Source organism: [Muricauda] lutisoli (nom. illeg.), assembly GCF_017313105.1.
Classification (GTDB): Bacteria; Bacteroidota; Bacteroidia; order Flavobacteriales; family Flavobacteriaceae; genus Flagellimonas; species Flagellimonas lutisoli.
In genome coordinates this window covers 755,894-780,804 of sequence record NZ_JAFLND010000002.1, presented here as the reverse complement: position 1 = coordinate 780,804, position 24,911 = coordinate 755,894, and the positions used below count along the sequence as shown (strand labels likewise).

General features: G+C 43.2%; 19 protein-coding genes. 8 read left to right on the top strand and 11 right to left on the bottom strand.

The window, feature by feature from the left end; genetic code table 11:
* Positions 1-345: 345 nt before the first annotated feature.
* The 6 genes from J0X13_RS10830 to J0X13_RS10805 form a co-directional block, all read right to left on the bottom strand.
* A complete protein-coding gene (locus J0X13_RS10830; protein ID WP_207071421.1) occupies positions 346-1,896 on the bottom strand; it encodes a hypothetical protein in 1,551 nt (516 codons plus the stop codon).
* 24 nt (positions 1,897-1,920) lie between these two features.
* Positions 1,921-2,703 carry an enoyl-CoA hydratase/isomerase family protein gene (locus tag J0X13_RS10825; protein WP_207071420.1) on the bottom strand — a complete coding sequence of 261 codons (783 nt, stop codon included), beginning with the start codon at positions 2,701-2,703 and terminating at the stop codon, positions 1,921-1,923.
* A gap of 42 nt (positions 2,704-2,745) precedes the next feature.
* Complete coding sequence (locus J0X13_RS10820; RefSeq protein ID WP_207071472.1) at positions 2,746-4,158, bottom strand: sensor histidine kinase; 1,413 nt, start codon at positions 4,156-4,158, stop codon at positions 2,746-2,748.
* Positions 4,159-4,330: 172 nt separating this feature from the next.
* A complete protein-coding gene (locus tag J0X13_RS10815; protein WP_207071419.1) occupies positions 4,331-4,876 on the bottom strand; it encodes a CopD family protein in 546 nt (181 codons plus the stop codon).
* Between the two features lie 18 nt (positions 4,877-4,894).
* Positions 4,895-8,020 (bottom strand): VPS10 domain-containing protein, encoded by a 3,126-nt coding sequence (locus J0X13_RS10810; protein WP_207071418.1) that lies wholly within the window; start codon positions 8,018-8,020, stop codon positions 4,895-4,897.
* Positions 8,021-8,096: 76 nt separating this feature from the next.
* Positions 8,097-11,231 (bottom strand): WD40/YVTN/BNR-like repeat-containing protein, encoded by a 3,135-nt coding sequence (locus J0X13_RS10805; RefSeq protein WP_207071417.1) that lies wholly within the window; start codon positions 11,229-11,231, stop codon positions 8,097-8,099.
* A gap of 107 nt (positions 11,232-11,338) precedes the next feature.
* Between J0X13_RS10805 and J0X13_RS10800 the strand changes: the two genes are divergently transcribed.
* From J0X13_RS10800 to J0X13_RS10775, 6 genes are all read left to right on the top strand, one after another.
* Positions 11,339-12,127, top strand: a complete 789-nt coding sequence (locus J0X13_RS10800) for a 3-keto-disaccharide hydrolase (protein WP_207071416.1) — start codon at positions 11,339-11,341, stop codon at positions 12,125-12,127.
* A gap of 11 nt (positions 12,128-12,138) precedes the next feature.
* On the top strand, positions 12,139-13,563 hold the full coding sequence (locus tag J0X13_RS10795; RefSeq protein ID WP_207071415.1) for a Gfo/Idh/MocA family protein: 1,425 nt from the start codon (positions 12,139-12,141) through the stop codon (positions 13,561-13,563).
* A gap of 3 nt (positions 13,564-13,566) precedes the next feature.
* Positions 13,567-14,091 (top strand): DinB family protein, encoded by a 525-nt coding sequence (locus tag J0X13_RS10790; protein ID WP_242535706.1) that lies wholly within the window; start codon positions 13,567-13,569, stop codon positions 14,089-14,091.
* Positions 14,092-14,152: 61 nt separating this feature from the next.
* A complete protein-coding gene (locus tag J0X13_RS10785) occupies positions 14,153-15,229 on the top strand; it encodes a DmpA family aminopeptidase (protein ID WP_242535705.1) in 1,077 nt (358 codons plus the stop codon).
* A gap of 99 nt (positions 15,230-15,328) precedes the next feature.
* Positions 15,329-16,468 (top strand): SPFH domain-containing protein, encoded by a 1,140-nt coding sequence (locus J0X13_RS10780; protein WP_207071413.1) that lies wholly within the window; start codon positions 15,329-15,331, stop codon positions 16,466-16,468.
* Between the two features lie 79 nt (positions 16,469-16,547).
* Positions 16,548-17,642: a TFIIB-type zinc ribbon-containing protein gene (locus tag J0X13_RS10775; RefSeq protein WP_207071412.1), complete on the top strand. Its 1,095-nt coding sequence runs from the start codon at positions 16,548-16,550 to the stop codon at positions 17,640-17,642.
* 2 nt (positions 17,643-17,644) lie between these two features.
* On the opposite strand, the gene J0X13_RS10770 is transcribed toward J0X13_RS10775, so the two are convergent.
* From J0X13_RS10770 to hemH, 4 genes are read right to left on the bottom strand one after another with little or no spacing between them, the layout of a single operon-like run.
* Positions 17,645-18,745 (bottom strand): lactonase family protein, encoded by a 1,101-nt coding sequence (locus J0X13_RS10770; protein WP_207071411.1) that lies wholly within the window; start codon positions 18,743-18,745, stop codon positions 17,645-17,647.
* A gap of 53 nt (positions 18,746-18,798) precedes the next feature.
* Positions 18,799-20,175, bottom strand: coding sequence for an MATE family efflux transporter (locus J0X13_RS10765; protein WP_207071410.1), 1,377 nt, complete (start codon positions 20,173-20,175; stop codon positions 18,799-18,801).
* Positions 20,176-20,231: 56 nt separating this feature from the next.
* The gene (locus J0X13_RS10760; RefSeq protein ID WP_207071409.1) at positions 20,232-21,023 is read right to left on the bottom strand and encodes a DUF3050 domain-containing protein; all 792 of its coding nucleotides are present in this window, start codon (positions 21,021-21,023) and stop codon (positions 20,232-20,234) included.
* A 31-nt stretch (positions 21,024-21,054) separates the two neighbouring features.
* Positions 21,055-22,101 carry a ferrochelatase gene (gene hemH / locus J0X13_RS10755; protein ID WP_207071408.1) on the bottom strand — a complete coding sequence of 349 codons (1,047 nt, stop codon included), beginning with the start codon at positions 22,099-22,101 and terminating at the stop codon, positions 21,055-21,057.
* Between the two features lie 145 nt (positions 22,102-22,246).
* Here hemH and J0X13_RS10750 point away from each other — a divergent pair, with 145 nt between their 5' ends.
* Together J0X13_RS10750 and J0X13_RS10745 are read left to right on the top strand one after the other, a co-directional pair.
* Positions 22,247-23,317: a mechanosensitive ion channel family protein gene (locus J0X13_RS10750; protein ID WP_207071407.1), complete on the top strand. Its 1,071-nt coding sequence runs from the start codon at positions 22,247-22,249 to the stop codon at positions 23,315-23,317.
* Entirely contained in the window at positions 23,307-24,158 is an 852-nt protein-coding gene (locus tag J0X13_RS10745) for an N-acetylmuramoyl-L-alanine amidase-like domain-containing protein (protein ID WP_207071406.1), read from the top strand. The genes J0X13_RS10750 and J0X13_RS10745 overlap by 11 nt, the downstream gene beginning before the upstream one ends.
* Here J0X13_RS10745 and J0X13_RS10740 read toward each other — a convergent pair.
* Positions 24,144-24,902 carry a ThuA domain-containing protein gene (locus J0X13_RS10740; protein ID WP_207071405.1) on the bottom strand — a complete coding sequence of 253 codons (759 nt, stop codon included), beginning with the start codon at positions 24,900-24,902 and terminating at the stop codon, positions 24,144-24,146. The genes J0X13_RS10745 and J0X13_RS10740 overlap by 15 nt on opposite strands.
* Positions 24,903-24,911: the final 9 nt, after the last annotated feature.

The following is a 24,911-nucleotide window of genomic DNA, read 5'->3' as shown; positions in this document are numbered from 1 at the left end:
GATGAATGATGGATTCGAATTGATAACCGATTTTTATTATGGGGGTTTTCGTTCTTTTTTTGGCATGTGAGAAATAAAAAAGCCCCGAACCGGGACCTTAATTTCTCTTTTGGGCAATCTATTTTCTTATGGTCTAAAAACCATCGTCGTGTGCTGTCACTTCAGAAATAAGGGTTGACACGAATTACACAAATGTCCACAAAGAAAGAAGATGGTGTCATTCTGAACAAAGTGAAGAATCTCCTCTTTGCCAGCAAGGGTGAAAAATTACTTTGTTTATGGGATTTCTCGACTGCGCTCGACCTGACTACTTATTGTTTTTATGATTGATTACGGCTATTCAATTTATTTGAAATCCACTTTCACCAATTGTTTTCTGCTCCCTCTTTTAGCGTAGAAAAGCATTTTATCCTGGCTCTGGTCCTTAAGTGGTTTGGAAACCATGAACGGTAATCTGGCTTCTTGCTGATCTATGATCTTTTCATAATCCATAACACCATTTTCATCCAAAGAAATCATGAAAACATTTCGGTTACGACTGAATCCTTGCTTAAAAATCAAACGTTCTTTATTGATGAGTTGTGGGTTTTCCGCAGAAGTACAGATAAAGAAATAAGTGCTGCCATCTTTACAATAAGAACTATAGGATGCATAGGCTCCATCACCTTGTGTAACCTCTGTTTTATTAATGTTGCGTGCCCATTCCATAGTACCGTTTCGGCCTAGTTTAACACTGACAATGTCGTTGTAATGATACCGCTCGATCTTCACGCGTTGTCCAGCCCCTGTTGTTTCCAATCCGGTAGTTACAAAATACTCTTCCGCATTAAATAAAATCTCTTGTTCATCGGTTACCTCCACACCTTTAAAAACCAAATTTTTAATGTCCTTATCCTCTTCACGACCAAATTTATCGTCCATGAACTGCTGTGAGAAGGGATTATATTTTTGTGTCCTTATGTCCAAGGTGTTGGGGTTGGTATCAAAATAGACAATGCCGTTGTACCGGTTATCCTTTCTATCCGCATAAAAGCCCACGCACACCAGTTTATCCTGAATGAGAACAGGATACAGTGCTTCCGGGTATTTTCCTGGATCCACGAAAGACTGCGTTTTGTGGCCATATGGTGAAAACTTGATCAGCTCATACTGAAACTTTCTCTCATCCACCCTAAAACGTCGCTTTTTAAAATACGCCTTACCGACAACATATGCGGTTGAAAGGTCCGGCGAAAAATCAACATTTTCGAAGGCATAGTTCTTTTCTTCTATCTCATCGGAAAAGTCGTATTCGAACTTTTTGTTAAGTGCCGTATCGAACATATGGATCATATGCTTGTTGCTCTTCCCTCTTTTGTGATGTGTACTGATTACAAACCCACTTTTATCTTCATCAAAAAGAACGGCGGTGGTAAATCCTCTCGAAAAGTCCCTATTATAGTAGTTTTTCCCTACGGGATCGTTCACTTGTTCTGAAGCGATGGAAAGCAGCTTCTTCTCCTTAAAATTAAAATCGATAATAGGGCTGGTATGTACCCAATATTCGTATTGTCCACTTAACTCATTATAATTGAGGAACATTAAGTTCAACTGGCCATTTTTGAGAAAGGCGTTCAGAAAATCCAGTCCCTTTAGCTTATAGTTGTATTCGGATACCAGTTCCAAATCACTGTTGTATTTTTCTATAAGGTATCCTTTGGGTTTAAGGATCAATCCTTGGTAGTAAGCACGAACTAAAATATATCCGCCCGAATCGTCTTCATCTATGGCAACAAGGTTGGAATAGCGATATCTGTCGCGATACTTTTCACCAAAATCGTAGGATACAGGCATTTTTTGGGCGTATACCGCCATTCCTGCAAGTACAAAGCAAAGTAGTAATAGGTTTTTTTTCATGGTCTGGCTTGGTTAAGCCAATGGTCATGATCCAGGGAAATCGGCTTTACGTTTTTCCAAAAACGCGGTGGTACCTTCCTTAAAATCATCGGTACCAAAACAACTGCCAAAAGCATCAATTTCCACCGAATAGCCATCAGCGTCATACTTAAAACCAGCATTTACCGCTTTTATTGCGTGTTTTATGGCAACGGCTGAATTATTCGATATCCTGCTTGCGATCTTTCTACAAAATGGCAACAATTCTTCACTGGATACAACGTGATTCACCAATCCATAACCGAAGGCTTTGTCGGAATCAACCATCCCCGCCGTCATGATCATTTCCATGGCACGGCCCTTTCCGACCAACTGGGGCAACCGCTGGGTACCTCCATAACCTGGGATAACACCCAACGACACTTCGGGAAGTCCCATTCTTGCATTGCTGCTGGCTACCCTAAAATGGCTGGCCATGGCCAGTTCCAATCCACCACCAAGAGCAAAACCATTAATAGCGGCAATAACAGGTGTGGAAAGGTTTTCAACAAAATCGAAAAGTTTCCGTTGCCCTGCAGCGGCCAATTGACGCCCCTCTTTAACGGAATAATCGGAAAATTCAGAAATATCAGCACCTGCCACAAAAGCCTTTTCACCGCTTCCGGTTATAATAATAACTTTTGTTTCATTGTCCTCATCCAATTCCTTGAAAGCTACATGGAGCTCTTCAATGGTTCTTTTGTTAAGGGCATTGAGCTTTTTGGGTCTGTTTATGGTTATGGTGGCCAAATTGTTCTCTTCCTCAATGTAAATGTTTTCAAAATCCATATATACTGATGTTTGAGACGGTCTATAACATGTCCGCCATTATTATTTATGTTCCTTGGGAAACTCTATGGTAAACACGGTTCCCTTGCCCACTTTTGAGGTAAAGTTAATGGTTCCCCCATAGTTTTCCACAATGTTCTTTACCATGCCCAAGCCCAATCCCGTTCCGCTGGATTTAGTGGTGAACTTGGGCTCAAAAATACGATGCTTATATTCATCGGCAATACCAAGACCGTTATCCGCTATGGAGATTTTTACATGCTCGCCCACCGTGGCAACCGTTACCAGAATCCTGGGCGATTCCACATCTGGAACGGCCTGAATGGCGTTCTTAACCAAGTTGGTGATAACGCGGATCAATTGTGTGCGATCTAGTTTGGCTATGATTTCTTCCTCGTCGGCTATAAAATGAATGTAATCCTCATTAAAAATTTCCAGTGCCAGCTTTACCACTTTTACCACGTTCAAGGTCTCGTTCTGTTGCGCTGGCATATCTGCAAAACTGGAGAAGGCGGTGGCAATGTTGCTCATGGTATCAATTTGCTGAATCAAGGTTTTGGAGAACTCTTTCACCTTTTTCTGTATGTCGGGGTCGTTCGGGTCGAACTTGCGCTCAAAACTTTGTACGGAAAGGCGCAATGGGGTCAATGGGTTTTTGATTTCGTGGGCAACCTGTTTTGCCATTTCGCGCCATGCCTGTTCCCGTTCGCTTCGCGCCAGTTTTACAGCGCTTTCTTCCAATTCATCGATCATCCGGTTGTAAGAGTCCACCAATTTGGCAATTTCCTCACCTGGACTTTCCAGGTATATTTTTTCATTTTGATGGGTCAAGTTGGTCCGGTTGATCTTGTCGGATATGGTCTGAAGCGATCTTGTAATGTATTTTGAAATGAAATAAGCTAAGATAATGGCAACTATAAGCATTAAAAGGTACACCATCCCCAATCTGAAAAGAAACTCCTTCAACTCCATATTGTTGAACGTGTTATCTTCAAAATAAGGAAGGTTCATAATGCCGATGGGCTTAAACTTGAGGTCGTAGATGTACCTATAGGTAGCCTGATAGTTGTCTCCTGCCGCCCTTTTTTCCTCAATAAACCTGGTTTCGCCACTTTCTCTTAGAAAATTCAGCACTTCGGCATCAAGACAAGTCGCTATGGTATTGGATTCAAAGGTAGGCCTTGAACTTTTGATCAAATTGCCCTCGAGGTCGTAAATATTGAAATTAACATTCTGGATATTGGCTATCTCATAGATCTCTTCGCTGAAGATCAGATGGAGGTTTTCGGTCGTAATTGGGTAGGTAGTCTCTTTGAGCGTGTAATTAATGCTCTTCATCAACTGTTCCTCCTTTCGCTCCAACCTTTCTTTGTGATAATCGTTCCCCTGCTCCTTATATTGATAAACAGTGACCCCTGCAATCAATACGGAAGCCAACACTACCAAGGTAATCATGGCAATGAATATGCGCGACCGTAAGGAGAGTTTTCTTAGCAAGATCGTTTGATTTAATGTTAAATTTAGCAATTATCGAGCCAAATAAAGTACACGTACAGGAGTCGACTTCAAACCCAAAAAAATGCGACCATTTTCCCGATTATTGAACTTGGGCCGTAATTCGGACTTGCTACGCATTGGGGTTCCTGTCCCGTACTTTTTTATACCATCGAATGCCGAGCATCAGTAGCACCATAAGCACAATCATGCCCACTATGCCATAGATCCAATTGAAGGCACTTTTTAGAACCACCAAAAAAACGACCGCAAAAAGGATAATAGTGGCCACCTCGTTCCACATCCGCATAAATTTTGAAGTGTATTTGACCTCATCGCGCTGTAACTGCTTAAATATTTGATGGCATTTAAAATGGTACACAAAAAGTAAAAGCACAAAAGCCAGTTTTACGTGCATCCAAGGTTGTTGCAACCATGCTGGCATTAAGATCAACAACCAAATCGCCGTAAGCGTGCACAAAACTGCCGACGGCCAAGTGATGATATACCATAATCGTTTGGTCATCAACTTTAGTTGATCGGATAGTATTTCCTTATCGGGCGATGGTTTTTGCGAAGCTTCAATGTGGTAGATAAAGAGTCTGGGGATGTAGAACAAACCCGCAAACCAGGTTACCACAAATATGAGATGCAGCGATTTTATATAGGGATATAGCAATTGTCCAGCTTTTAAATATTACATACGAATGGCACCAATGCCATTCTCCCAAAGTTTGGTGTTAAAATTAGGGATTTCTGTATTCATTAAGATCTCCGCACGTTGCTTTAATCCGACCCATTGTGCTTCCAGTTCCGCTTTTCTGTCTTTTGATGGTTGGTTGATTTGTGGCAATGCACTGTCGCTATGGTTCATTACAAACAGATATTCTGCGGTAAACTTGTTGGGGAAGTTCTCCACATCGTCATACGCTTGTGATTTGCGTTGAACCATTTCTCCGTCCCAATCCTTTAATTTATCGAGCAATGCCTGGCCTTCTTTTTTAAGTTGCTCCTGGTCCAGATCCTTCAAAAGCTGCTCCAACTGGTCTTGCACTTTTTTCAATTTGTTCACTTTGTTGTGCATGTCCGTCAACTTGGTCTCGAAATCCGTCATAATGGCGTGGTAGTCTTCAAACCTTTTTTGGGAAATATCGGTGTTTGGTGCTGGTACAATAGTTCCTTGGGTTGAGACTGTTTTATCTCCGGCTTTCAAATTGATGGTGTAATTCCCTGGTGGCACTTTATGTCCTGTAAAATTGGCCTCGATATAGACTCCCGGTACACCTGGAACAATCGGAGTCTTTAAATCCCAAACAAAACGGTTCAGTCCTTTATCTGTTCCCAAAACAGGTTTTGGTGGCGCCCCTCCCCCATTGTGCGGAATATAACTTTCATCTTTTTTGGAAGTAAAGCTGCGAACTACTTTGCCCTGTCCGTCCAAAATCTCCATGGTCACTTCACTGGAATCCATTTTTTCTGGAAGATCATAATAGATTACCATGCCGTTGGCAGGATTCACTCCCTCATAAGGATTAGTGCCATCCAGATCTTTGGAATTACGGCTCATTGGGCTACCCCAATTGGCGTGAATGGCATCTTCAGGTTGATATAGTTTTAGCTCATTTGCAGACCCTTTGTACTGGGACAGCGTTGTAATGTTATCCAGGATCCAAAAACTCCTTCCTGATGTCGCCACAATTAGGTCTCCTTTGTGCACTTTTAAATCGGTAATCGGTGTTTTGGGCAAATTCAATTGCAACGGCTCCCAGTTTTTACCCTCGTTCCACGACACATAAAGTCCTTTCTCGGTGCCCGCGTACAACAAGCCTTTTTGTTCCTGATCTTCACGGACTACACGGGTAAAGGCCCCATAAGGGATTCCTTCGCTAATGTTTGTCCAACTTTTTCCATAGTCCGTACTCTTATATAATGCGGGGGTATAATCGTTGAACTTATATCGAGTGGTGGCAATGTATATGGTTCCTGGATCATGGGGGGATACCTCAATGGCGTTCACCAAACATTCCTTTAACCCCTTTGGAGTAATATCTTCCCAAGATTCACCACCGTTTTTGGTAATGTGCACCAACCCGTCATCACTGCCTGTGATCAAAACACCTGCTTCATGTGGTGATTCTATAATGTAGGCCAAAGTTCCATAGTTCTCCGCTCCTACTGCCTCGTTGGTGTATGGTCCGCCGCCTTTCCCTTGTAATTCGTCTTGGTCTCGGGTAAGGTCTGCGGATATTTCTTCCCAAGTTACACCGTTATCCCTGGTTCGGAGGACCAACTGTGCTCCATGATAAAAAGTTCCGGGCTCGTGCTTGGACCAAATTATGGGTGCATTCCAGTTGTATAGGTATTTCATATCACGGGCATCACGTCCTAGATATTGGATAGGTGCCGCCATCACATTGCTGGACATTTTAGACTCCATGTCCAATAGTTCAATGGTTCCCAAATAACTTCCGCCCATTACATAGCGGGGATTGTCCGGGTCAAAGCCCAAAAAGGCACTTTCACCCCCAGCGGAATAGTGCCAGTCTTCTCTTCCGATACTCCATCGGCCCACAGATAGACTTGCGATTTTGACCGAAGTATTGTCCTGCTGACCTCCATAAATATTGTAGGGAAAAAGGTTGTCCGTATTAATACGGTAAAATTGTGCCGTAGGCATATTGTCCAATGGTGTCCAGGTTTTCCCGTAATCAAAAGTGATTGTAGCTCCACCATCATTGGCCATGACCATGTTTTTTGAATCCTCCGGATTAAACCAAAGATCATGGGTGTCTCCATGGGGCACGGAAATGGTTTCCCAGGTTTTGCCTCCATCTTCCGAACGCAGCATGGGTGCACTCAACACATACACCGTGTTTTCGTTGTTTGGATCCGTAAAAACCTCGATATAGTACCAAGCGCGTTGTACCAACCGGTTATCTCCACTTACCATCTGCCAGCTTTCCCCGGCATTGTTCGAGACGAACAGACCTCCTTTATCTTGGTTGGAGTCACTTTCGATCAAAGCATACACCTTATCCGAATTGGCAGGGCTCACAGATATGGCCATTTTCCCTTTTTCTGTTGGAAGACCTTCGGTCATCTCTTTCCAGGTGTTCCCGCCGTCGGTACTTTTGTACAAACCGCTTCCAGGTCCCCCGCTGATCACTTTATTGGGTTTACGCTGATGCTCCCACATGGCCGCATACAATACCAAAGGGTTGTTGGCATCCATGGAAAGCTCCGCTGCACCAGTGCCTTCGTCCACATAAAGAATCTTCTCCCATGTTTTTCCTCCATCCATGGTACGGTAAACCCCTCTTTCCTTATTTGGAGCGTACAATGCTCCTTGAGCTGCCACGTAAACAATATCTGGATCGGTCGGGTGGACAATGATCCGCGAAATATGCTGCGTTTTTTCTAGGCCCAACTTGATCCATGTCTTCCCTGCATCGTTGGATTTGTACATACCGTCACCATAGGAAGTCATTACACCTCTTGGTGCATGTTCCCCCATTCCACAATACACAATATTTGAATTGGATCGCGATACGGCAACCGCTCCCACGGAACCCATTTCAAAAAATCGATCAGAGATATTTTCCCAAAGGCCTCCAGCATTGGTCGTTTTCCAAAGACCACCTCCCGTTGTGCCCATATAATAGGTCAAGGGGTCCCCCACTACGCCACTTGCGGTTACGGAACGCCCACCCCTAAAAGGGCCAATGTTCCTAAATTTCATCGGTTCAAAATAATCGTTGGCGGTCTGTGCAAAAGTGAGTGTTCCAAAAATTGCACTTACCAAAAAAAGAAGTCCTTTTTTCATGGTTTTGGTTGGTTTTTTAAGAAGTCATATCATCTGAAAATAAAAGCCCCTATGAAAAACATAAGGGCCTTTTTATCTATTCTTCAATACTCAAATAATCCAGTTTAAGCTGATTGAATTCTTCGTTGAAAGCCGAAATCTCCTTATCGACCAAGGTATCAAAAGCATTCAATTGCGCGTTTATTTTTCCTGACATCTCATTTTTAACAGCGATATCCTGCTCTGTTGGAGGAAAATCATCAAAAGAGACCAAACTGTTCAAATGCGCTAATTTATTGGTCAACTTGATGGGGAAGTTCAATGGGTCCTGACGACTTCTGTTCTTGGTTTGATAGAGTTCCTTTTCGATTGCCCCAAACTCTTCTTTCATCTTTTTGGCCTTATCCACCAAAGCTTTTATTGCTTCATCATCTTTATACTTTTTGATGAATTCATCCAACTTGCCATTAATGACTCTAATCTTTTTGATGGATTGATGTGCCTTGTCCACGGTTTCGTTCACTTCGGTGATGAAATCGTATTGTTTTTGCATATCGGCCACCGTTACCTCGGCTCTAGGATCGGGAAGAATGGTAAAGTTTTCCGTTTGGGTCTCACCATTTACGTTCAATGTAACTTTGTATGTTCCCGGTACTGCTTTTGGCCCATTTAAGTTGGCCCCCCAAAGAATCATACCCTTCAACAATTCAGCTCCTTTACCTCGTGTATTCCAAACATAGGTGTTGCCTCCTTTTTTTGCATCCAACTTTTTGTCTTTTTCCTCAGCATAAGTACTGTAGGTAGCCAAGGTATCCCCGTTCATTTTGGTATAGGTCAATGCGACACTATCTTTTTCGGAGAAATCTTTCAAGTAAAAATGGGTAATTACTCCATTGGCCAGGTTTTCACCTTCTGTTTTGGATGGTCTGCTTGCAGCTCTACCTTTGGTTCTATAGCTATCTCTTGGCTTGTACAAAATGGCATCTGCGGATTTCTTTGCTTCATCCAATTGATGTAGAACGGTAAGGTCATCAATCACCCAAACACTTCTACCTTGGGTTGCCACGATTAAGTTATCGTCTTTAATGGCTAGATCAGTAATAGGTACTATGGGCAAGTTCAATTGAAACTTTTCCCAATCGGCACCATCGTTAAAGGAGATGTACATGCCTGTCTCGGTTCCCGCATACAATAAGCCTTTTCTTTTTGGGTCTTCACGGACCACACGGGTAAAGTGTTCATCTTCTATTCCGTTGGTGATTTTGGTCCAAGTTTTACCATAATCAGTGGTTTTGTAAAGATATGGTGCAAAATCGCCCAGTTTATAGCGTGTAGCGGCAACGTAGCAAGTACCTTCATCAAAAGCAGAGGGCTCAATACTATTGATCATGTTCCACTCGGGCATGTTCGGAGGAGTCACGTTTTCCCAAGTTTGGCCTCCATCTTTGGTCACGTGGATAAGTCCGTCGTCACTGCCTACCCAAAGCAACCCTTCTTTTAAGGGGCTTTCGTTGGCTGCAAAAATGGTGCAGTAATATTCCACACTGGTATTATCTTGGGTAATGGGTCCTCCACTGGATACCAATTTTGAAGGGTCGTTCCTAGTGAGGTCACCGCTCAACAATTCCCAACTTTGACCTTCATTCGTCGTCATGTGAACATGGTTGGAGAAGGTGTATAGTTTTTTAGGATCGTGCTTGCTGAACATAATAGGGTAGTTCCACTGAAAACGATACTTCATTCCCTCAGCACCATAACCCATAGGGTTATCTGGCCAAACATTTATGGCTCTTCTGGTATTTTTAGCATGGTTTATACGAGTAAGAAATCCACCATAGCTACCACCATATACAATATCGTCGTTGGTCGGGTCTACGGCAATATGAGCAGACTCACCTCCTGCTGTAGATTCCCAATCATCCTCTCCTATGGAACCGTCATCGCTTCTATAGTTGATTCTTACCGTTGAGTTATCCTGCTGTGCCACATAAATTCGATATGGGAATGCATTGTCCGTAGTCACCCTGTAAAACTGTGCAGTGGGCTGATTGTGATAGGTGCTCCAGGTTTCTCCACCATCGTAACTTACCTGAGCTCCACCATCATCGGCCATGATCATACGGTTGGAATCTTCTGGAGCAATCCAAAGGTCATGGTGATCACCATGCGGAGCATTGTTGGATTCAAAGGTTTTTCCCCCATCGGTACTTTTATGGTAACGCACATTCAAAACATATACGATGTCTTCATCATTGGTATCGGCATAAACCCTTGTGTAATACCAAGCACGTTGTCTCAAACTTCTATCACTATTAACCAAAGACCACGTTTTACCTGCATCTTCCGAGCGGTACAAACCACCTTTGTCCTTGTTCTCCACCATCGCCCAAACTCTATTACTGTTTTGAGGCGAAACGGTCACACCTATAATACCTATTGTATCGGTCGGAAAACCTTCGTTGTTGGAAATTTCCGTCCAAGTTTCCCCGCTATCGGTACTTTTCCATAGCGCGGAACCTTCGCCACCGCTGCTTAAGCTATAAGGTGTACGTTGTACTCTCCATGTTGATGCATATAATATTCTAGGGTTGTTGGGGTCAAAAGTAAGATCAACAGCCCCTGCCATATCGTTGGCATAAAGTACTTTTTTCCATGTTTTGCCACCATCTGTACTTTTATAGACACCTCTCTCGGTGGTTGGTTTGTACAGGTTTCCCATTACCGCGGCGTAGACTATATTATGGTCCTTGGGATGGATTCTCATTCGGGAAATATGACGGCTTTTATCCAAGCCCAAAGATGTCCAGGTTTTACCGGCATCTTCGGTCTTCCAAACTCCATATCCTGAAGAGACATTTCCACGAACGGTCTGCTCACCACCACCTACATAAATCACATTATGGTCGCTTTGCGCTACCTCAACGGCACCAATACTGCCGCCAAAGTAACCGTCCGAAATGTTTTCCCAGGAACGACCTCCATCCTTAGTTCTCCAAACACCTCCTCCTGTGGCACCGAAATAAAATAAGTTCGGTTCTCCAGAAACTCCGGCAACCGTTCCGGAACGTCCTCCGCGAAAAGGGCCGATCAATCGGTATTCCAAGCTCGAGTAAAGTTCTTCGGGATATTCAGGTGCGCTTTGTTTTTTGTTCCTGCGCTGGGAATGCATTGGGGTGATAAATAAGGTTGCGGTAAGCAAAAGCATACCAAATTTGAAAAAGCAAGTCTTCATTTTAAAAGTGTTGAGTTAGTCTGCCTTAAATGTAGTGAAAAAGGCGCAAAAAAAGTTACCCAATATTTTGTACTTTAACCCAGCATATAAAAATCAAAACCTAAACCATGCTCAAATTTTTTAAGCTTGCAATCTTACTTTTAATGATTGCCGCTTGTAAAGACCAATCAAACAAAAAAACAGAAGCAACAACGGCCCCGCCCGAACAAAAAACATCTGAATGGACCTATCTTTTTGATGGAACCAGTTTGGAGGGATGGCGCGGGTACAATATGGATTCGCTCCCTCCTGGATGGACCATAAAAGACAGTATCCTCACTTTTGATACAGAATTAGGACTGGAACAGAATTATACCGGGGGGAAAGACATTATTTATGGAGCCGAAGAGTTCGATAATTTTGAGCTCTATCTGGAATGGAAAATACCTGAAGGAGCCAATAGTGGCATTTTTTACCATGTGAAAGAAGGTTATGACGGTCCGCCTGAAGTGGCTCCGGAATATCAAATCATCGATGATGAGAACTACGCGGACATCCACGATTTAGTGGGCTACAATTCACAGTTTGGTGCCGAGCACCCGGAATTGCTTCAAGATTGGCAGAAAACAGGTGCCGATTATGCCATGCACGTTGCGGACGATTCGCAAAAACAATTAAATCCCGTTGGTGAATGGAATTCCTCTAAAATTGTGTTCACTCCCGAAAAGGTAGAGCACTGGCTAAACGGCAAAAAATTATTGGAATTTGTGCCATGGTCCGACGATTGGAAAGCCAAAAAAAATTCAGGAAAATGGGACAATGCCCCCGATTACGGAAAATACAAAACAGGCTACATTGCCTTGCAAGATCATGCGAGCCCAATTTGGTTCAGAAACATAAAAATTAAAAAACTATAACCTTCCAGACCATGAACAAAAGAGAATTTATCAAAAAAAGTAGTGTAGGTGCGCTCGGCATTATGCTGGCACCCTCCATTTTAAAGGCAGGATTCCCAAAAGACAAACTTAGAACGGCCCACATTGGAGTCGGTAATATGGGAATGGAGGACTTAAAAGCAGTTTCATCACACGGGGCAGTGGAAGTAGTGGGACTCTGTGATGTTGATGCCATCAATCTATCAGCAGCACATAAAATGCACCCAGGCGCACGTATCTTTTTTGATTATCGTGCCATGTTGGAAGAAATGGGCGATGAAATAGATGCGGTAATTGTCTCAACACCAGACCATACACATGCACCCGCTTCATTAATGGCAATGAACATGGACAAACCTGTGTACTGTCAAAAACCATTGACCCACTATGTTTCCGAATCCAGGGAGATGAAAAAAATAGCTGCCGAAAAAGGCTTGGTCACTCAAATGGGGATACAGGTTCACTCATTTTATGATTACAAATTGGCCACACTTTTGATTCAATCCGGGATTATTGGAAAGGTGCACACGGTACATGCCTGGTCTCCCAAAAACTGGGGGTATGATGGTCCATTGCCAGAAGGTGAGGATTCCGTTCCGGACCAATTGGATTGGAACCTTTGGCTGGGCACCTCCAAAAAACGTCCTTATAAAAAAGATATGTACCATCCCGGAAACTGGAGGAAACTCATGGATTACGGCTGTGGCACTTTGGGCGATATGGGAGTCCATATTTTTGATACACCCTACAATGCTTTGGAGCTGGATGTGCCCAGAACCATTATGACGGAGTGCCGACCCACAAACGGATTTGGGTTCCCCGAAAAGAATACTGTTACTTACGAGTTCCCCGGAACAAAATATACCGACAAATCACTTAAATGGATTTGGTACGATGGCCCCGGCGCTCCCGAGATGCACGAAGACTTAATGTTACCGGGAATGGAAATGAAAAAGGACAAAAACACAAATAAGAAAACTGATGAAAACAGCATTTCCTTGGATGCCGGTGTAGCCGCAGAAAACGAATTACCGGAACAGGGCGCTATGTTCGTAGGTACCAAAGGACGTTTGCTCCTACCCCATTTTATGCAATTACCGAAGAAGATACGAAGAGGGAAATATGTGGACATATCCAAAGAAATTGCCAAGGTTTCCGAAGAACACAATTTGGGAGAACCCATCCGAAACTATGCGACCGAAGGACCAAAGCACTACCACCAGTTTGTGGACGCTTGTTTGGGCAAGGACACTACCACCGCTCCTTTTGATTATGCGGCCAGATTGACCGAAACCATTTTGTTGGGAACGATTGCCGGAAGGTTCCCTGGTGAAACCTTGCATTGGGATGCAGAAACCGCTCAGTTCAAGGAAGAAAAAGCCAACAAATATTTGGCCGGGGATTATCGGGATTTTTAATTTATGAAAAAACAAGACCCCATGTCACCCCCCGAAGAGTACTGGTTGAGCGGGCCCATCCCTGAAATACCAGCACTTTTGCAACCTGCGGCCCATGCTTTGTTGCAATCGGTTCGGGAGGTAAAGGAATATGTTTCCGTTTTTCCCGAAGAAAAACTTTGGGAAAAAACATTTGGCAGGGCTGCGGTAGGGTTTCATCTAAGGCATTTGAGTGGTGTTTTGGACCGCTTACTCACCTACGCCAAAGAAGAAAGTTTGACAGAAGCCCAATTCCAGTTCTTGAAAAACGAGGGGAACGCCGAGAAAGCTCCTTCTTCACAGCAATTGATTTTAGATTTTGAACAAAAAGTGGGCGAAGCTTTGGCTTATTTTAAGACCATCCCCGAAACCATTCTCACCGAACAACGGTTTGTGGGGCGTAAAAAATTGCCCACGACAGTGATCGGATTACTGTTTCATGCAGCGGAGCATAGCCAACGGCATGTGGGGCAATTATTGGTAACGGTCAGTGTGTTGAAAAATCAATAAGTAAGTCATGGGTCGATCAAAGCAACATTTTTATTTTTTATTTTTCATATTCCCAGTATTGATGCTAGCACAAAACAGACTTCGAGATCATGGTGTTGAGATAGGGGTGTTGCACCCTGGGGCTTTCAATGCCATCACAGATGTTCCTGGGGTCAAAGTTGGTCACTTCACATTAAATGAAGAAAATAATATACGAACGGGGGTCACTTCCATTTTACCGCATTCCGGAAACATTTTTCAGGAAAAAGTGCCAGCGGCCATCTATGTGGGCAATGGATTTGGAAAATTGGCCGGTTATACCCAAGTAAAAGAGCTGGGCAATCTGGAAACTCCTATTATCTTGACCAATACCTTGAGCGTTCCAACAGCAGTGAATGCCGTAATCGGATACACACTCAATCTTCCGGAAAATGATAATGTTCGGTCGGTCAATGCCGTGGTCGGTGAAACCAACGATGGCTATCTTAACGATATCCGAGGCCAACATATCACAGAAGAACATGTGCTCGAAGCCATTGAAAAAGCAACATCAGGACCTGTTGCCGAAGGTAACGTTGGCGCTGGTACCGGTACTATTTGCTTTGGTTATAAAGGAGGTATCGGAACATCTTCCAGAGTATTGCCCAAAAAGTCGGGAGGTTATACCGTGGGTGTTTTGGTACAGACCAATTTTGGCGGGGTCCTCCAAGTGGCTGGTGTGGAAGTCGGTAAAAAACTAGGGCGCTATTCCAACAGTTTTACATATTCGCCCGATGGTTCCTGTATGATGGTGGTTTTGACGGACGCTCCCTTGGATGCCAGAAATTTGGAACGCATGGCCAAACGAGCCATGTTGGGCCTATCCCGAACAGGCGGGATTGCCAGCAATGGAAGTGGTGATTACGTGATTGCTGTTTCTACAGCGGAGGCATGTCGAATTCCTTATGAATCGGACAACCCAATTCAAAATGTACCAACCTTACGCAATGAGGCCATGACGCCGTTGTTCCTTGCTACGATTGAAGCAACCGAAGAGGCTATTCTGAACTCACTTTTTGCGGGTGAAACCACCGTTGGACGTGATGGACATAAAATTGAAGCTCTTCCAAAGGAAAAAGTATTGGAGATGTTGAAAGAGGCGGGGAAAATAGACCGATGATATAACATCTGTAACAATCCTCTGTCATTTTACACTAATCTAAGTGAAGCAATCTTCTTTTTTTATAAATTAAACATCGGATAAACTAAAAACACTACCATGGATATTTTTGGAAAAATAAAGGAAAAACTCAGCAATGAGTTTATTGACATTGTTGAGTGGCTCGACTACACAGATGATACCATTGCCTATCGGTTCGAACGGTATCAAAATGAAATAAAGAATGGAGCAAAACTGATTGTTCGCGAAGGACAGACCGCTGTTTTCATCAACGAAGGTCAATTGGCCGATGTGTTCGAACCCGGCACCTATGAGCTTACCACACAGAACCTGCCCATTTTGGCTACCTTAAAGGGTTGGAAATATGGGTTTAATTCTCCCTTTAAAGCAGAAGTTTACTTTGTAAACACTCATCTGTTTACCGACGAGAAATGGGGCACCAAAAGTCCAATTACCCTAAGTGATGACCGTTTTGGTTTGGTTGAGATACGAGCCTTTGGAACATATGCTTTTAAAATTTCCGATGCTGGAAAATTCATCAAAGACATTGTTGGAACCGACAGCAACTTTACCAATTTTGAGATCAACGAACACTTAAAAAGTTTGATTGCCACCCGATTCACAAATACCGTTGGGCAAGCCAATTTGCCCATTGAACTTTATGCGGCCAATACCACCGAGCTTTCGGATACGTGCCGTGAGGTAATGTCGCCCGAATTTAAAAGTGTAGGTATTTCCTTGGAAAAATTCTATATCGAAAATGTATCCATGCCCGAGGATCTTAAAAAAGAAATCTTCGAGTACAGCAGAATTGATAAGCTTGACCTGGACAAATTGACAAAATTCAAAACAGCCAAGGCCATTGAAGCGGCTGCCCAGAACGAAGGCGGCACTGCCGGCGCCGGAATGGGTATGGGAATGGGATTTGTCCTGGCCCAACAAATGGGCGGTATGATGGGCGGAAACGCTCAAACCGCTCCACAACAAGTTGCTCAACCTGTTGGAGGTACTGTTCCACCACCAATGCCTGCACAAACGATGTATTACTATGCCACAAACGGAACACAACATGGTCCGGTGAGCTTTGAGCAAATGCAATCCTTGTTCGCTTCTCGCACCATCAACCGTGACAGTTTGGTATGGAAACAGGGGATGTCTGCATGGACAGCATTGAAAGAAGTGGAAGAATTAAAGTCCTTCTTAGGAGGCAACACACCACCGCCATTGCCAACGGAGTAATCATTTTTTATCCTGTCATTCCTGTGAAAACAGGAATCCAATAAAACATCAATATTTCCGCCTTTACGGGAATGAAGATATGGAAGAACAGAAAATCCAAAAGTCCGAACTCAAAAAAGCCTGTGCCAATTGTGGAGCGGAGCTTAAATATAAACCTGGTACCACTAGTATCAGCTGTGAGTATTGTGGCCACGAAGAAACCATATCATTGGATGGGAAGGGCTTCGAGGAATTGGAACTGTACCCTTTCCTGAACGAAATGGGTGCACAAAAGCACAGTGAGGAAATTTCCATGCTGCACTGCAAAAATTGTGGTGCCGACCAACATGTAGAGGAAAATTATAAATCGCTCCATTGTGTGTATTGTGGACAACCTTTGGTAATCGAAGATGCTTATAAGGAAAACTGGATTTTGCCAGGTGCGGTCTTGCCCTTTCAAATAGATAAAAAACAATCCTTTATCATATTTAAGAACTGGGTAAAGCGACTATGGTTTGCTCCGAACAACTTAAAAAAAGCGTCTCTTGATCCTCAATTTACCAAAGGATTGTACTTACCCTATTGGACATTTGATGCACAATTGTACGCTTCCTACACAGGCCAGCGGGGCGAATATTATTACGAGACGCGAAGGGTTCGCAATTCTAACGGCAAAATGGTAACCCAAAGGGTCAGGAAAACGAGATGGTATCCGGCATCGGGAGAGGTTTCGGGATTTGTGGATGATACATTGATCAAGGCCTCACACCAAAAAACGGGTCGAATTCCCAGCAAAATTGCTTCTTGGGACTTAAGTAAACTCCAACCTTTCAACAGTGGGTTCCTCTCTGGATTTGTTACGGAAAAATATACGATTCCCCTAAAAGATGGCCACCTTCATTCCAAAGAAGTAGCCAAGGGGATTGCAGATTCCTGGTGCAGACGTGATATTGGTGGCGACACCCAACGTGTACTTTCTATGGACATGAAATTGACCGAGGAAACGTTCAAACACATTCTATTGCCCGTTTATGTGAGTGCCTACCGTTACAATGGTAAGGAGTATAACTTTTTCATCAATGGGGAAAACGGACGAATTTCGGGCACACGCCCCTATAGTTTCTGGAAAATATTCTTTACCGTACTTGCTGTAATTGCGGTTATAGGTGTGATTGTTTTTCTATCCAAAAAATAAACCTAGTCCAAAAACACTAAGCAAACGGGGTTTGGGTGATTGATTTCATTCAAAAAAGTTAGTGTTCCATTTTCCTTGTCTCTTTTGAAAATCACAATATTGTTTGTCTTTTTATTCGCGACCAACAAGAACTCTCCCGTAGGATCCATGGAAAAATTTCTGGGCCAATCCCCATGAACGGATTCCCTGCTCACCAATTCCAATTGACCCGAAGTAGGATCGACAGCAAAAATTACAATGGTATTTTCACCACGGTTGGAACCATATAAAAATTTGCCATCCGGCGATAAATGAAGGTCGGCACAAAAGCTCTCGCCATCAAAATCGTCCGCTAAGGTGGTCACCACCTGAACTTTTTCATAATTACCATTGGTCCCTTTTTCAAAAACCGAAATGGTACTGTTCAGCTCGTTGATAACATATAACAGCCGACCATTTTTACCAAAGGTGAAATGTCGTGGACCCGCTCCATCTTCAAACGGTAAGGAATATTGCTCTGCTGGGGAAAACTTTCCCTCTTTTTTCTTATATCTTTTAATAGCATCCAGTCCCAAATCCGTTACCATGAGGCCATCGGCATTGAACTGGGCCATGTGCGCATGTGAGGTTTTTACGGAATCCAGTGGTTTATGATCGATTATTTGTGGGTTTTCGGCAAGTGAACCGTCATCATTTAAAGAAAATATGGAAACATTCCCCCCTGTATAGTTGGCAACGGCCAATTGACCATCCCCAGAAAGTGAAACATGGCATGGATGGGCCCCTTGCGTTCCCATACTGTTTTGTAGCCCCAAAATCCCCTTGTTCAAACTAAAGGCAGTAATTCCTCCACCCAAACTATCAAAATCAGCTGTTTCCTGAACGGCATATAAATTCCTTTTATCCTTCGAAATGGCCAAATAGGATGGGTTGGTCAGCTTTGCTGCCAGCTTTTGGTTGGAAAGCTCACCTGTATTCGCATCGAAAGTATAGGTGTAGATACCCTCGCTATCGCCATCGGTATACGTTCCAACAAACAGGGTGTACATGGGTTTTTCTTCAGGTTTTTCGGTGCAGGCCAATGCTAAAACTGCAATTAAGCCCACAAGGACAATTTTTTTCATGGCTGTTTAGTTAGGTCATCCAAATTAAACATTCTAAATCAAAATGGAAGCATTTAGGATAGTTCGGTCTTGATTTCTTTTTGAAGAAAAATTCCCGTTACAATGGTCGAAAGCACATCGGCTATGCAAAATGAAACCCATACCCCAATTTCACCCATAAAATTGGGAAGCAATAATATTAACGGGATAAAAAAGAAACCTTGACGTGTTAAGGTCAACAATAAGGCAGGAATGGCTTTGCCAATGGCCTGGAAATAAGCTGCTCCTATCAACTGTATGGCAATGATTGGGGTAGCGGCAAACACCAAGCGCATGGCTAAAGGTATATGCTCCAGAACAAAGGCATTTGCTTCCATTTCTTCAGGCGATAATCCAGGTCGGTCACTCAAAAACAAGGAGGCTATTTCCCCAGGAAATACCATGAGCAAAACAAAAACCGCCGTGGCGACCAATGCCGCATATTTAATTGCCGTATAAATGGATTCCTTTACGCGATCGTACTTTACCGCTCCATAATTGTACCCAGCAATGGGCAAAAACCCTTGTGTGACCCCAAAAACCGGAAACAGGGCGAACATCAACATTCTGCCGATAATGGCATACACTGCTACCATGGCCTCTCCGCCCAAATTGAACAATATATTGTTCATCAATAAATACGTGATGCTGGTCACCGCTTGGCGGGCCAAGGTCACAAATCCCAACGAACCGATTTCTCGAAGAATGGGGCGATCCAATCCAAAGTGGGAAACATCGATCTTTAATTCGGAGTTGTCCGATAAGAAAAAATAAAAGACATAAAAGAAGCAAAGCAAATAGCCAACAGTCGTTGCCCATGCTGCTCCGTGCATGCCCCAATCGAACACATAAATGAAAATATAGTCCATAAGCAGGTTACCTACGGACGGAATGATCATCGCGATCATGGCAAATCGTGGTTTGCCTTCGGCACGTATCACGGAATTGCCCATCATACAAAGTGCCAAGAAAGGAACCCCGTACAAAATGATGGTATAATAAATCTTTGCAGGTTCAAAAATGGAACCTTTGCCTCCAAAGGCCGGAATGAGGTTATCCACGTAGTAAAGCCCAAGGGCCACCATGGTAACGGTAACCAACAAGGTCAATGTAATCTGGTTCCCAAAGGTTTTGAGGGCCTTTTCCCGATTATTGGCACCCAGTGCACGTGAAATAATGCTGGACCCACCAATACCAATGGCCATTCCCAAGGCTGCAATAAAAAAGGATACGGGCAATACCACGTTAATAGCGGCAATAGCAATGGAACCTATCCAGTTTCCCACAAAAATTGAGTCCACCAGAACGTTCAGAGACATTACCAAAATACCGATAGAAGCGGGTACGGCCTGTTTGATCAGTATTTTTCCAATGGGTTCTTGCCCAAGTTCATCAGAGGTGATTTTGGCCATGCCAGCGGGTATTCGTTGTGTTTTATATTAGAGTGAACGGCAAATCTGACCCAAAGCTACAACGCATTCACCAAATTACCCTTGTTCTCTTTTAGTTTTTCGGCGATACTGTCCCAAAGTTCAATTCGATAGTGCAGCGCCTGCTTGCTGTATTCCAGTACATCGTTCCATTTTTGGTCATCGGAACCACAGAGTGCCTTGATCATACGCAAGGCCAAAGGCCCATGTTCATCACCATCCAATTCGATATGTCTTTTGAGGTAGTATTCCAATTTTTTGTATTTGCCAGCACCATGTTCCCCGGATTGTTCGATAATGCCCAAGAACATATCAGGGATCAAGTCTTCGCGACCAAAGGTGAAAGCAGCTGCAATAAGGTGTGGTTGTTGACTGTTTATGACCTCGAAGGTGAACTGCAGAAAATTCTTTTCGGCCTGATTGAGTTCGGCCGCTTCAATTTTTGTTGAAACAGTTTCCAAATCAGTAAAAGAAGAAATGATCGCTCGAACCTTTTCCGTATCGGCATGTACCTCTTGCATCGCGTCCAAGTACATTTCGAAATGGCTTTTTGCTTCTCCTTTCTCGTTGAAATCGCTCTCTTCTTCCAACACGATCTCATTGATGAAACGTGCCACCGAGGTGTCCTTTTCCGGATGCCATGGCAAGCCCACGCATGTAAGATGCTGCTGCAAGGCTTTTAGAAGCGACATGAAATCCCAAACGGCATAGACATGGCTCTCCATAAAGGTTTTAATATCACTAACCGACTCCAATTGGGCATATAGTGGATGGTTCTTGAGTTGTTCACGCAAGGATCCAAGTTCCTGCTGCAAGTTTTCAGTTTTCATAGGAAATTTTTGTTCTCTTTTTTTTTGCAATCTATCTGATGTTGGTTTCGGGCAAAGTGTCTTTTTCTTCCCATTCCTTGATCCATTTGGCCATAAGTTCCGCCCAGTCGTCACGATCGTTCAAACATGGAATGTGGATGTAATCGCCGCCTCCTGCTTCTTCAAACTGTTCCTTGCCTTCCATGGCAATTTCCTCCAAGGTCTCCAAACAATCGCTAACAAATGCCGGGGTGATCACGGCCAACTTTTTGACACCTTCTTTTCCCAATCGTTCAAATTCTTTATCCGTAAAAGGTTGCAACCATGGATCACTACCCAATCTGGATTGGAAAGAGGTGCTCACTTTATCCTCGGGCAATCCAAGTTCTTTTTTTACCAATTCGGTGGTATCGTAGCATTGGTGCCTGTAACAAGTATGGTGCGCCACGGAATTGGTCTTGCAGCACTGCCCGTTCAACTGGCAATGGAACTTGGTCGGGTCCGATTTTCTGATATGCCTTTCGGGAATGCCGTGATAAGAGAAAAGGATATGGTCGTAATCAAAACCCTTAAGCCCTTCGGAAATACTTTTTGATAACACTTTGATGTAATCCGGGTTACTGTAAAAGGCGGGCAATGTGGTCACCTGCATTTCCGGAAAATCCTGTTGTTGTACCTCCAATGCTTTCACAACAACGGTTTCATAAGAAGACATGGCATAATGTGGATACAAGGGCACCAAGAAGACCTCATCAACACCTTTATCCTTTAACTCTTGCAATCCTTCTTTAATGGACATGGAACCGTAACGCATCCCAAGAGCCACGGGAAGGTCCGTTTGCTTTTGCACTTTTTCCGTAAATCTTTCGGAAAGGATAATCAACGGCGAGCCTTCCTCCCACCAAATTTTGGAATAGGCCTCGGCCGATTTTTTTGGACGGGTGTTCAAAATGATTCCGCGAACGATAATGTTCCTCAAAATGGGATTCACATCAATAACGCGTTCGTCCATCAAAAATTCATCCAAATATGGTTTTACGTCTTTTGCGGTAGGGCTATCCGGTGAACCCAAATTGACCAATAAAACTCCTTTTTTCACGGCTTTTAGTTTAGGCCGCTAAAATACAACACGAAGGGGACTTCACCTTTTCCTCATCAAAATACTTTCTTATGATGAAATAATGTTTCTCGATTTTGTTTAACCAATATTCCTTCCTTGGGTATTTCTGTCTTATTTTTGGAATATGGAGTCCTTCTATAACATTGTTTCCAAAGAATCTCTCATCTACTTGGGTGTTTCTCTGCTAGTGCTCATTATTCTCTATTGGAGTACCTCGGTAGTATTAAAGCGTTTGGGCAAAAATCCAAAATACCTCTTGCCCAAAAGTGCTTTTAAACGCTTGGCATTTCCCTTGATTTTGATTTTTGTCTCCGTATTGCTCCGATTAAAGGCCCTAAGGGAAATTTTGAGTCTTGAGGATGCAGGTTTCTGGTTCAGAAAAGCGAGTACGATCCTTTTTATTTTTGCCATGGCCTGGGTAATGATCGCTTTGATCAAAATCATTAAAAAAGTTGTGGTCAGCAATTACGATATTGGAGAAATCGACAATTTAAAGGCACGAAAAGTATATACTCAGTTTACCATTCTGGAACGTATTTTTATTTTCATAATCGTGCTACTTGGTATAGCGTTTACATTGATGAGTTTTGAGGAAATCCGCGAAGTGGGCATCAGTATTTTTGCCTCTGCAGGTGTGGCGGGAATAATCATTGGGTTTTCTGCCCAGCAATTTATCGGCACCATTTTAGCGGGAATCCAAATAGCGATCGCTCAGCCCATAAAACTGGATGATGTGGTGATCGTTGAAGGTGAATGGGGCCGAATTGAGGAAATTACACTAACCTATGTGGTGGTGAGCATTTGGGATAAAAGACGCTTGATCGTCCCGACCCCCTATTTTATTAACCAACCTTTCCAAAACTGGACCAAAACCTCCTCGGAACTTATGGGAACCGTATTTTTATACGTGGATTATAATGTTCCTTTTGATAAAATACGGGAAGAACAAACACGAATATTAAAAAATACCGATCTCTGGGATGGTAAGGTAAATGTGGTACAGGTTACGGATACCAAGCCCAATTATGTAGAGATAAGAACGCTTGTGAGTGCAAAGGATTCCCCCACTGCTTGGGATTTAAGGGTACACGTCCGCGAAAAACTGATTGTATATCTTCAGGAAAACTATCCTGAAAGTATTGCAAGAACCACGAGATTGACGGTTGAACGTAAAGACAATCATGATGAGAAATAGATTTTTTGTGCTTTTTTTGATTTTGGCCATTTATGCCAATGCCCAACAGATTACATGTTCTCCCGAAGACAAATCACTTTTTGAGGTTAAGATCTCGGGTCTGGAGAAAATAAAAGCCCCTAGTCTGGGCGACACCATAGCCTTGGTAGGTCAATCCTTTTTGGGAACACCATACGTGGAAAAAACGCTCGAGGTCGGGGACAAAGAAACCTTGGTAGTGAACTTTAGCGGGTTGGATTGTACCACCTTTGTTGAAAATGTGATGGCTTTCAGCCTGATGCTGGAAAAACAACAAAAAGATTTTGAAAATTTTACGAACAACCTGAAGACCGTTAGATATAGAAATGGCAATTTAAACGGGTATCCCTCCCGCTTGCACTACTTTACCGAATGGATACGCAACAACGAGAAAAAAGGATTGTTAAAGGACATTACTGCCGAACTGGGGGGAGTGGAGCTAGAAAAATCCATTGATTTTATGGGCACGCACCGTAACCTATATCCTTTTTTGGCCAGCGATGAAAACTTTGAAGCGATGTTGGCCGTGGAAAAAGAACTTGCCAAGGAAAAGCTACACTATTTACCACAGGAACAAATCGAAAGCAAAGAACAGCTCATCAAGTCAGGGGATATCATCGCCCTGGCCACCTCTATAAAGGGATTGGACGTTACACATACAGGAATTGCCATCCACCAACCGGATGGAAGATTGCATTTATTACATGCTTCCAGTAAAAACGGTGAAGTGGAAATTTCTGAATTGCCTTTGGCAGATTACCTCAAAAACATCAAAAGCAATATTGGAATTATTGTAGCTAGACCGACCTTACTTTCGCTTTAAACACCATTCAATGGCACCTAAAAGGTGTTGGCGAAACATGGGTTCATCATAGGAATCCTCTGTATGGCCTCCCCCGGTATAAAAGGCCCTTCCCCCATCAAATTCGTGATACCAAGCTATCGGGTGGTTGGAGCCGTTTGTACCGCCTTCATAGCTGTTTTCATCCAATTTGAGCAAAACCGTGGTATCGGAACTTAGGCTTTTATAGTTGTACCACTCATCGGTTCTTATCCACGAATCCTGCAGATGTTCGGTAGCCGGGTGCGCTTTGCTTACCACATCGATTGTGGCCTTTCGGACGTTAGGGTCGCTGGGGTGGGAATCAAAATAACCGCCTACCAATTTTCCGTACCAAGGCCAATCATATTCTGTGTCGCATGCAGAATGGATCCCAAGAAAGCTACCGCCACCCTGTATATAGCCTTCAAAGGCTTTCTGCTGGGCATTGTTCAGCACATCCAAGGTTGTATTCAAAAAAACAACGAGTTTGTAATTATTTAAATTTTGTGGGGTAAAATCTTCTCCGGATTCTGTTTGTAGTGGGATAAATCCATTTTTTCTTCCAAGTTCCCTTAAGGTCTGAACTCCCTTTTCAATGGATTTGTGCCTCCAACCCTCTGTTTTGGTAAATACCATTACCAATTCGGGCATTTTTTTTGATTCGGCCTCTGTTGTAGGTTCATCTTGTGCCGCTATTTGAAACATAAAACAAAAAGCAAGCAACGAAAGTGTTAAGGATTTCATAGATGTTTG

Excerpts from the sequence above, each read along its gene's own strand:
- J0X13_RS10795 (WP_207071415.1), top strand. The coding sequence starts at position 12,139 with ATGAACAAAAGAGAATTTATCAAAAAAAGTAGTGTAGGTGCGCTCGGC.
- J0X13_RS10810 (WP_207071418.1), bottom strand. The coding sequence starts at position 8,020 with ATGAAAAAAGGACTTCTTTTTTTGGTAAGTGCAATTTTTGGAACACTC.
- J0X13_RS10740 (WP_207071405.1), bottom strand. The coding sequence starts at position 24,902 with ATGAAATCCTTAACACTTTCGTTGCTTGCTTTTTGTTTTATGTTTCAA.
- J0X13_RS10805 (WP_207071417.1), bottom strand. The coding sequence starts at position 11,231 with ATGAAGACTTGCTTTTTCAAATTTGGTATGCTTTTGCTTACCGCAACC.
- J0X13_RS10760 (WP_207071409.1), bottom strand. The coding sequence starts at position 21,023 with ATGAAAACTGAAAACTTGCAGCAGGAACTTGGATCCTTGCGTGAACAA.
- J0X13_RS10780 (WP_207071413.1), top strand. The coding sequence starts at position 15,329 with ATGGATATTTTTGGAAAAATAAAGGAAAAACTCAGCAATGAGTTTATT.
- J0X13_RS10790 (WP_242535706.1), top strand. The coding sequence starts at position 13,567 with ATGAAAAAACAAGACCCCATGTCACCCCCCGAAGAGTACTGGTTGAGC.
- J0X13_RS10770 (WP_207071411.1), bottom strand. The coding sequence starts at position 18,745 with ATGAAAAAAATTGTCCTTGTGGGCTTAATTGCAGTTTTAGCATTGGCC.
- J0X13_RS10745 (WP_207071406.1), top strand. The coding sequence starts at position 23,307 with ATGAGAAATAGATTTTTTGTGCTTTTTTTGATTTTGGCCATTTATGCC.
- J0X13_RS10765 (WP_207071410.1), bottom strand. The coding sequence starts at position 20,175 with ATGGCCAAAATCACCTCTGATGAACTTGGGCAAGAACCCATTGGAAAA.
- J0X13_RS10820 (WP_207071472.1), bottom strand. The coding sequence starts at position 4,158 with ATGATTACCTTGGTAGTGTTGGCTTCCGTATTGATTGCAGGGGTCACT.
- J0X13_RS10775 (WP_207071412.1), top strand. The coding sequence starts at position 16,548 with ATGGAAGAACAGAAAATCCAAAAGTCCGAACTCAAAAAAGCCTGTGCC.
- J0X13_RS10830 (WP_207071421.1), bottom strand. The coding sequence starts at position 1,896 with ATGAAAAAAAACCTATTACTACTTTGCTTTGTACTTGCAGGAATGGCG.
- J0X13_RS10825 (WP_207071420.1), bottom strand. The coding sequence starts at position 2,703 with ATGGATTTTGAAAACATTTACATTGAGGAAGAGAACAATTTGGCCACC.
- J0X13_RS10800 (WP_207071416.1), top strand. The coding sequence starts at position 11,339 with ATGCTCAAATTTTTTAAGCTTGCAATCTTACTTTTAATGATTGCCGCT.
- J0X13_RS10785 (WP_242535705.1), top strand. The coding sequence starts at position 14,153 with ATGCTAGCACAAAACAGACTTCGAGATCATGGTGTTGAGATAGGGGTG.
- J0X13_RS10750 (WP_207071407.1), top strand. The coding sequence starts at position 22,247 with ATGGAGTCCTTCTATAACATTGTTTCCAAAGAATCTCTCATCTACTTG.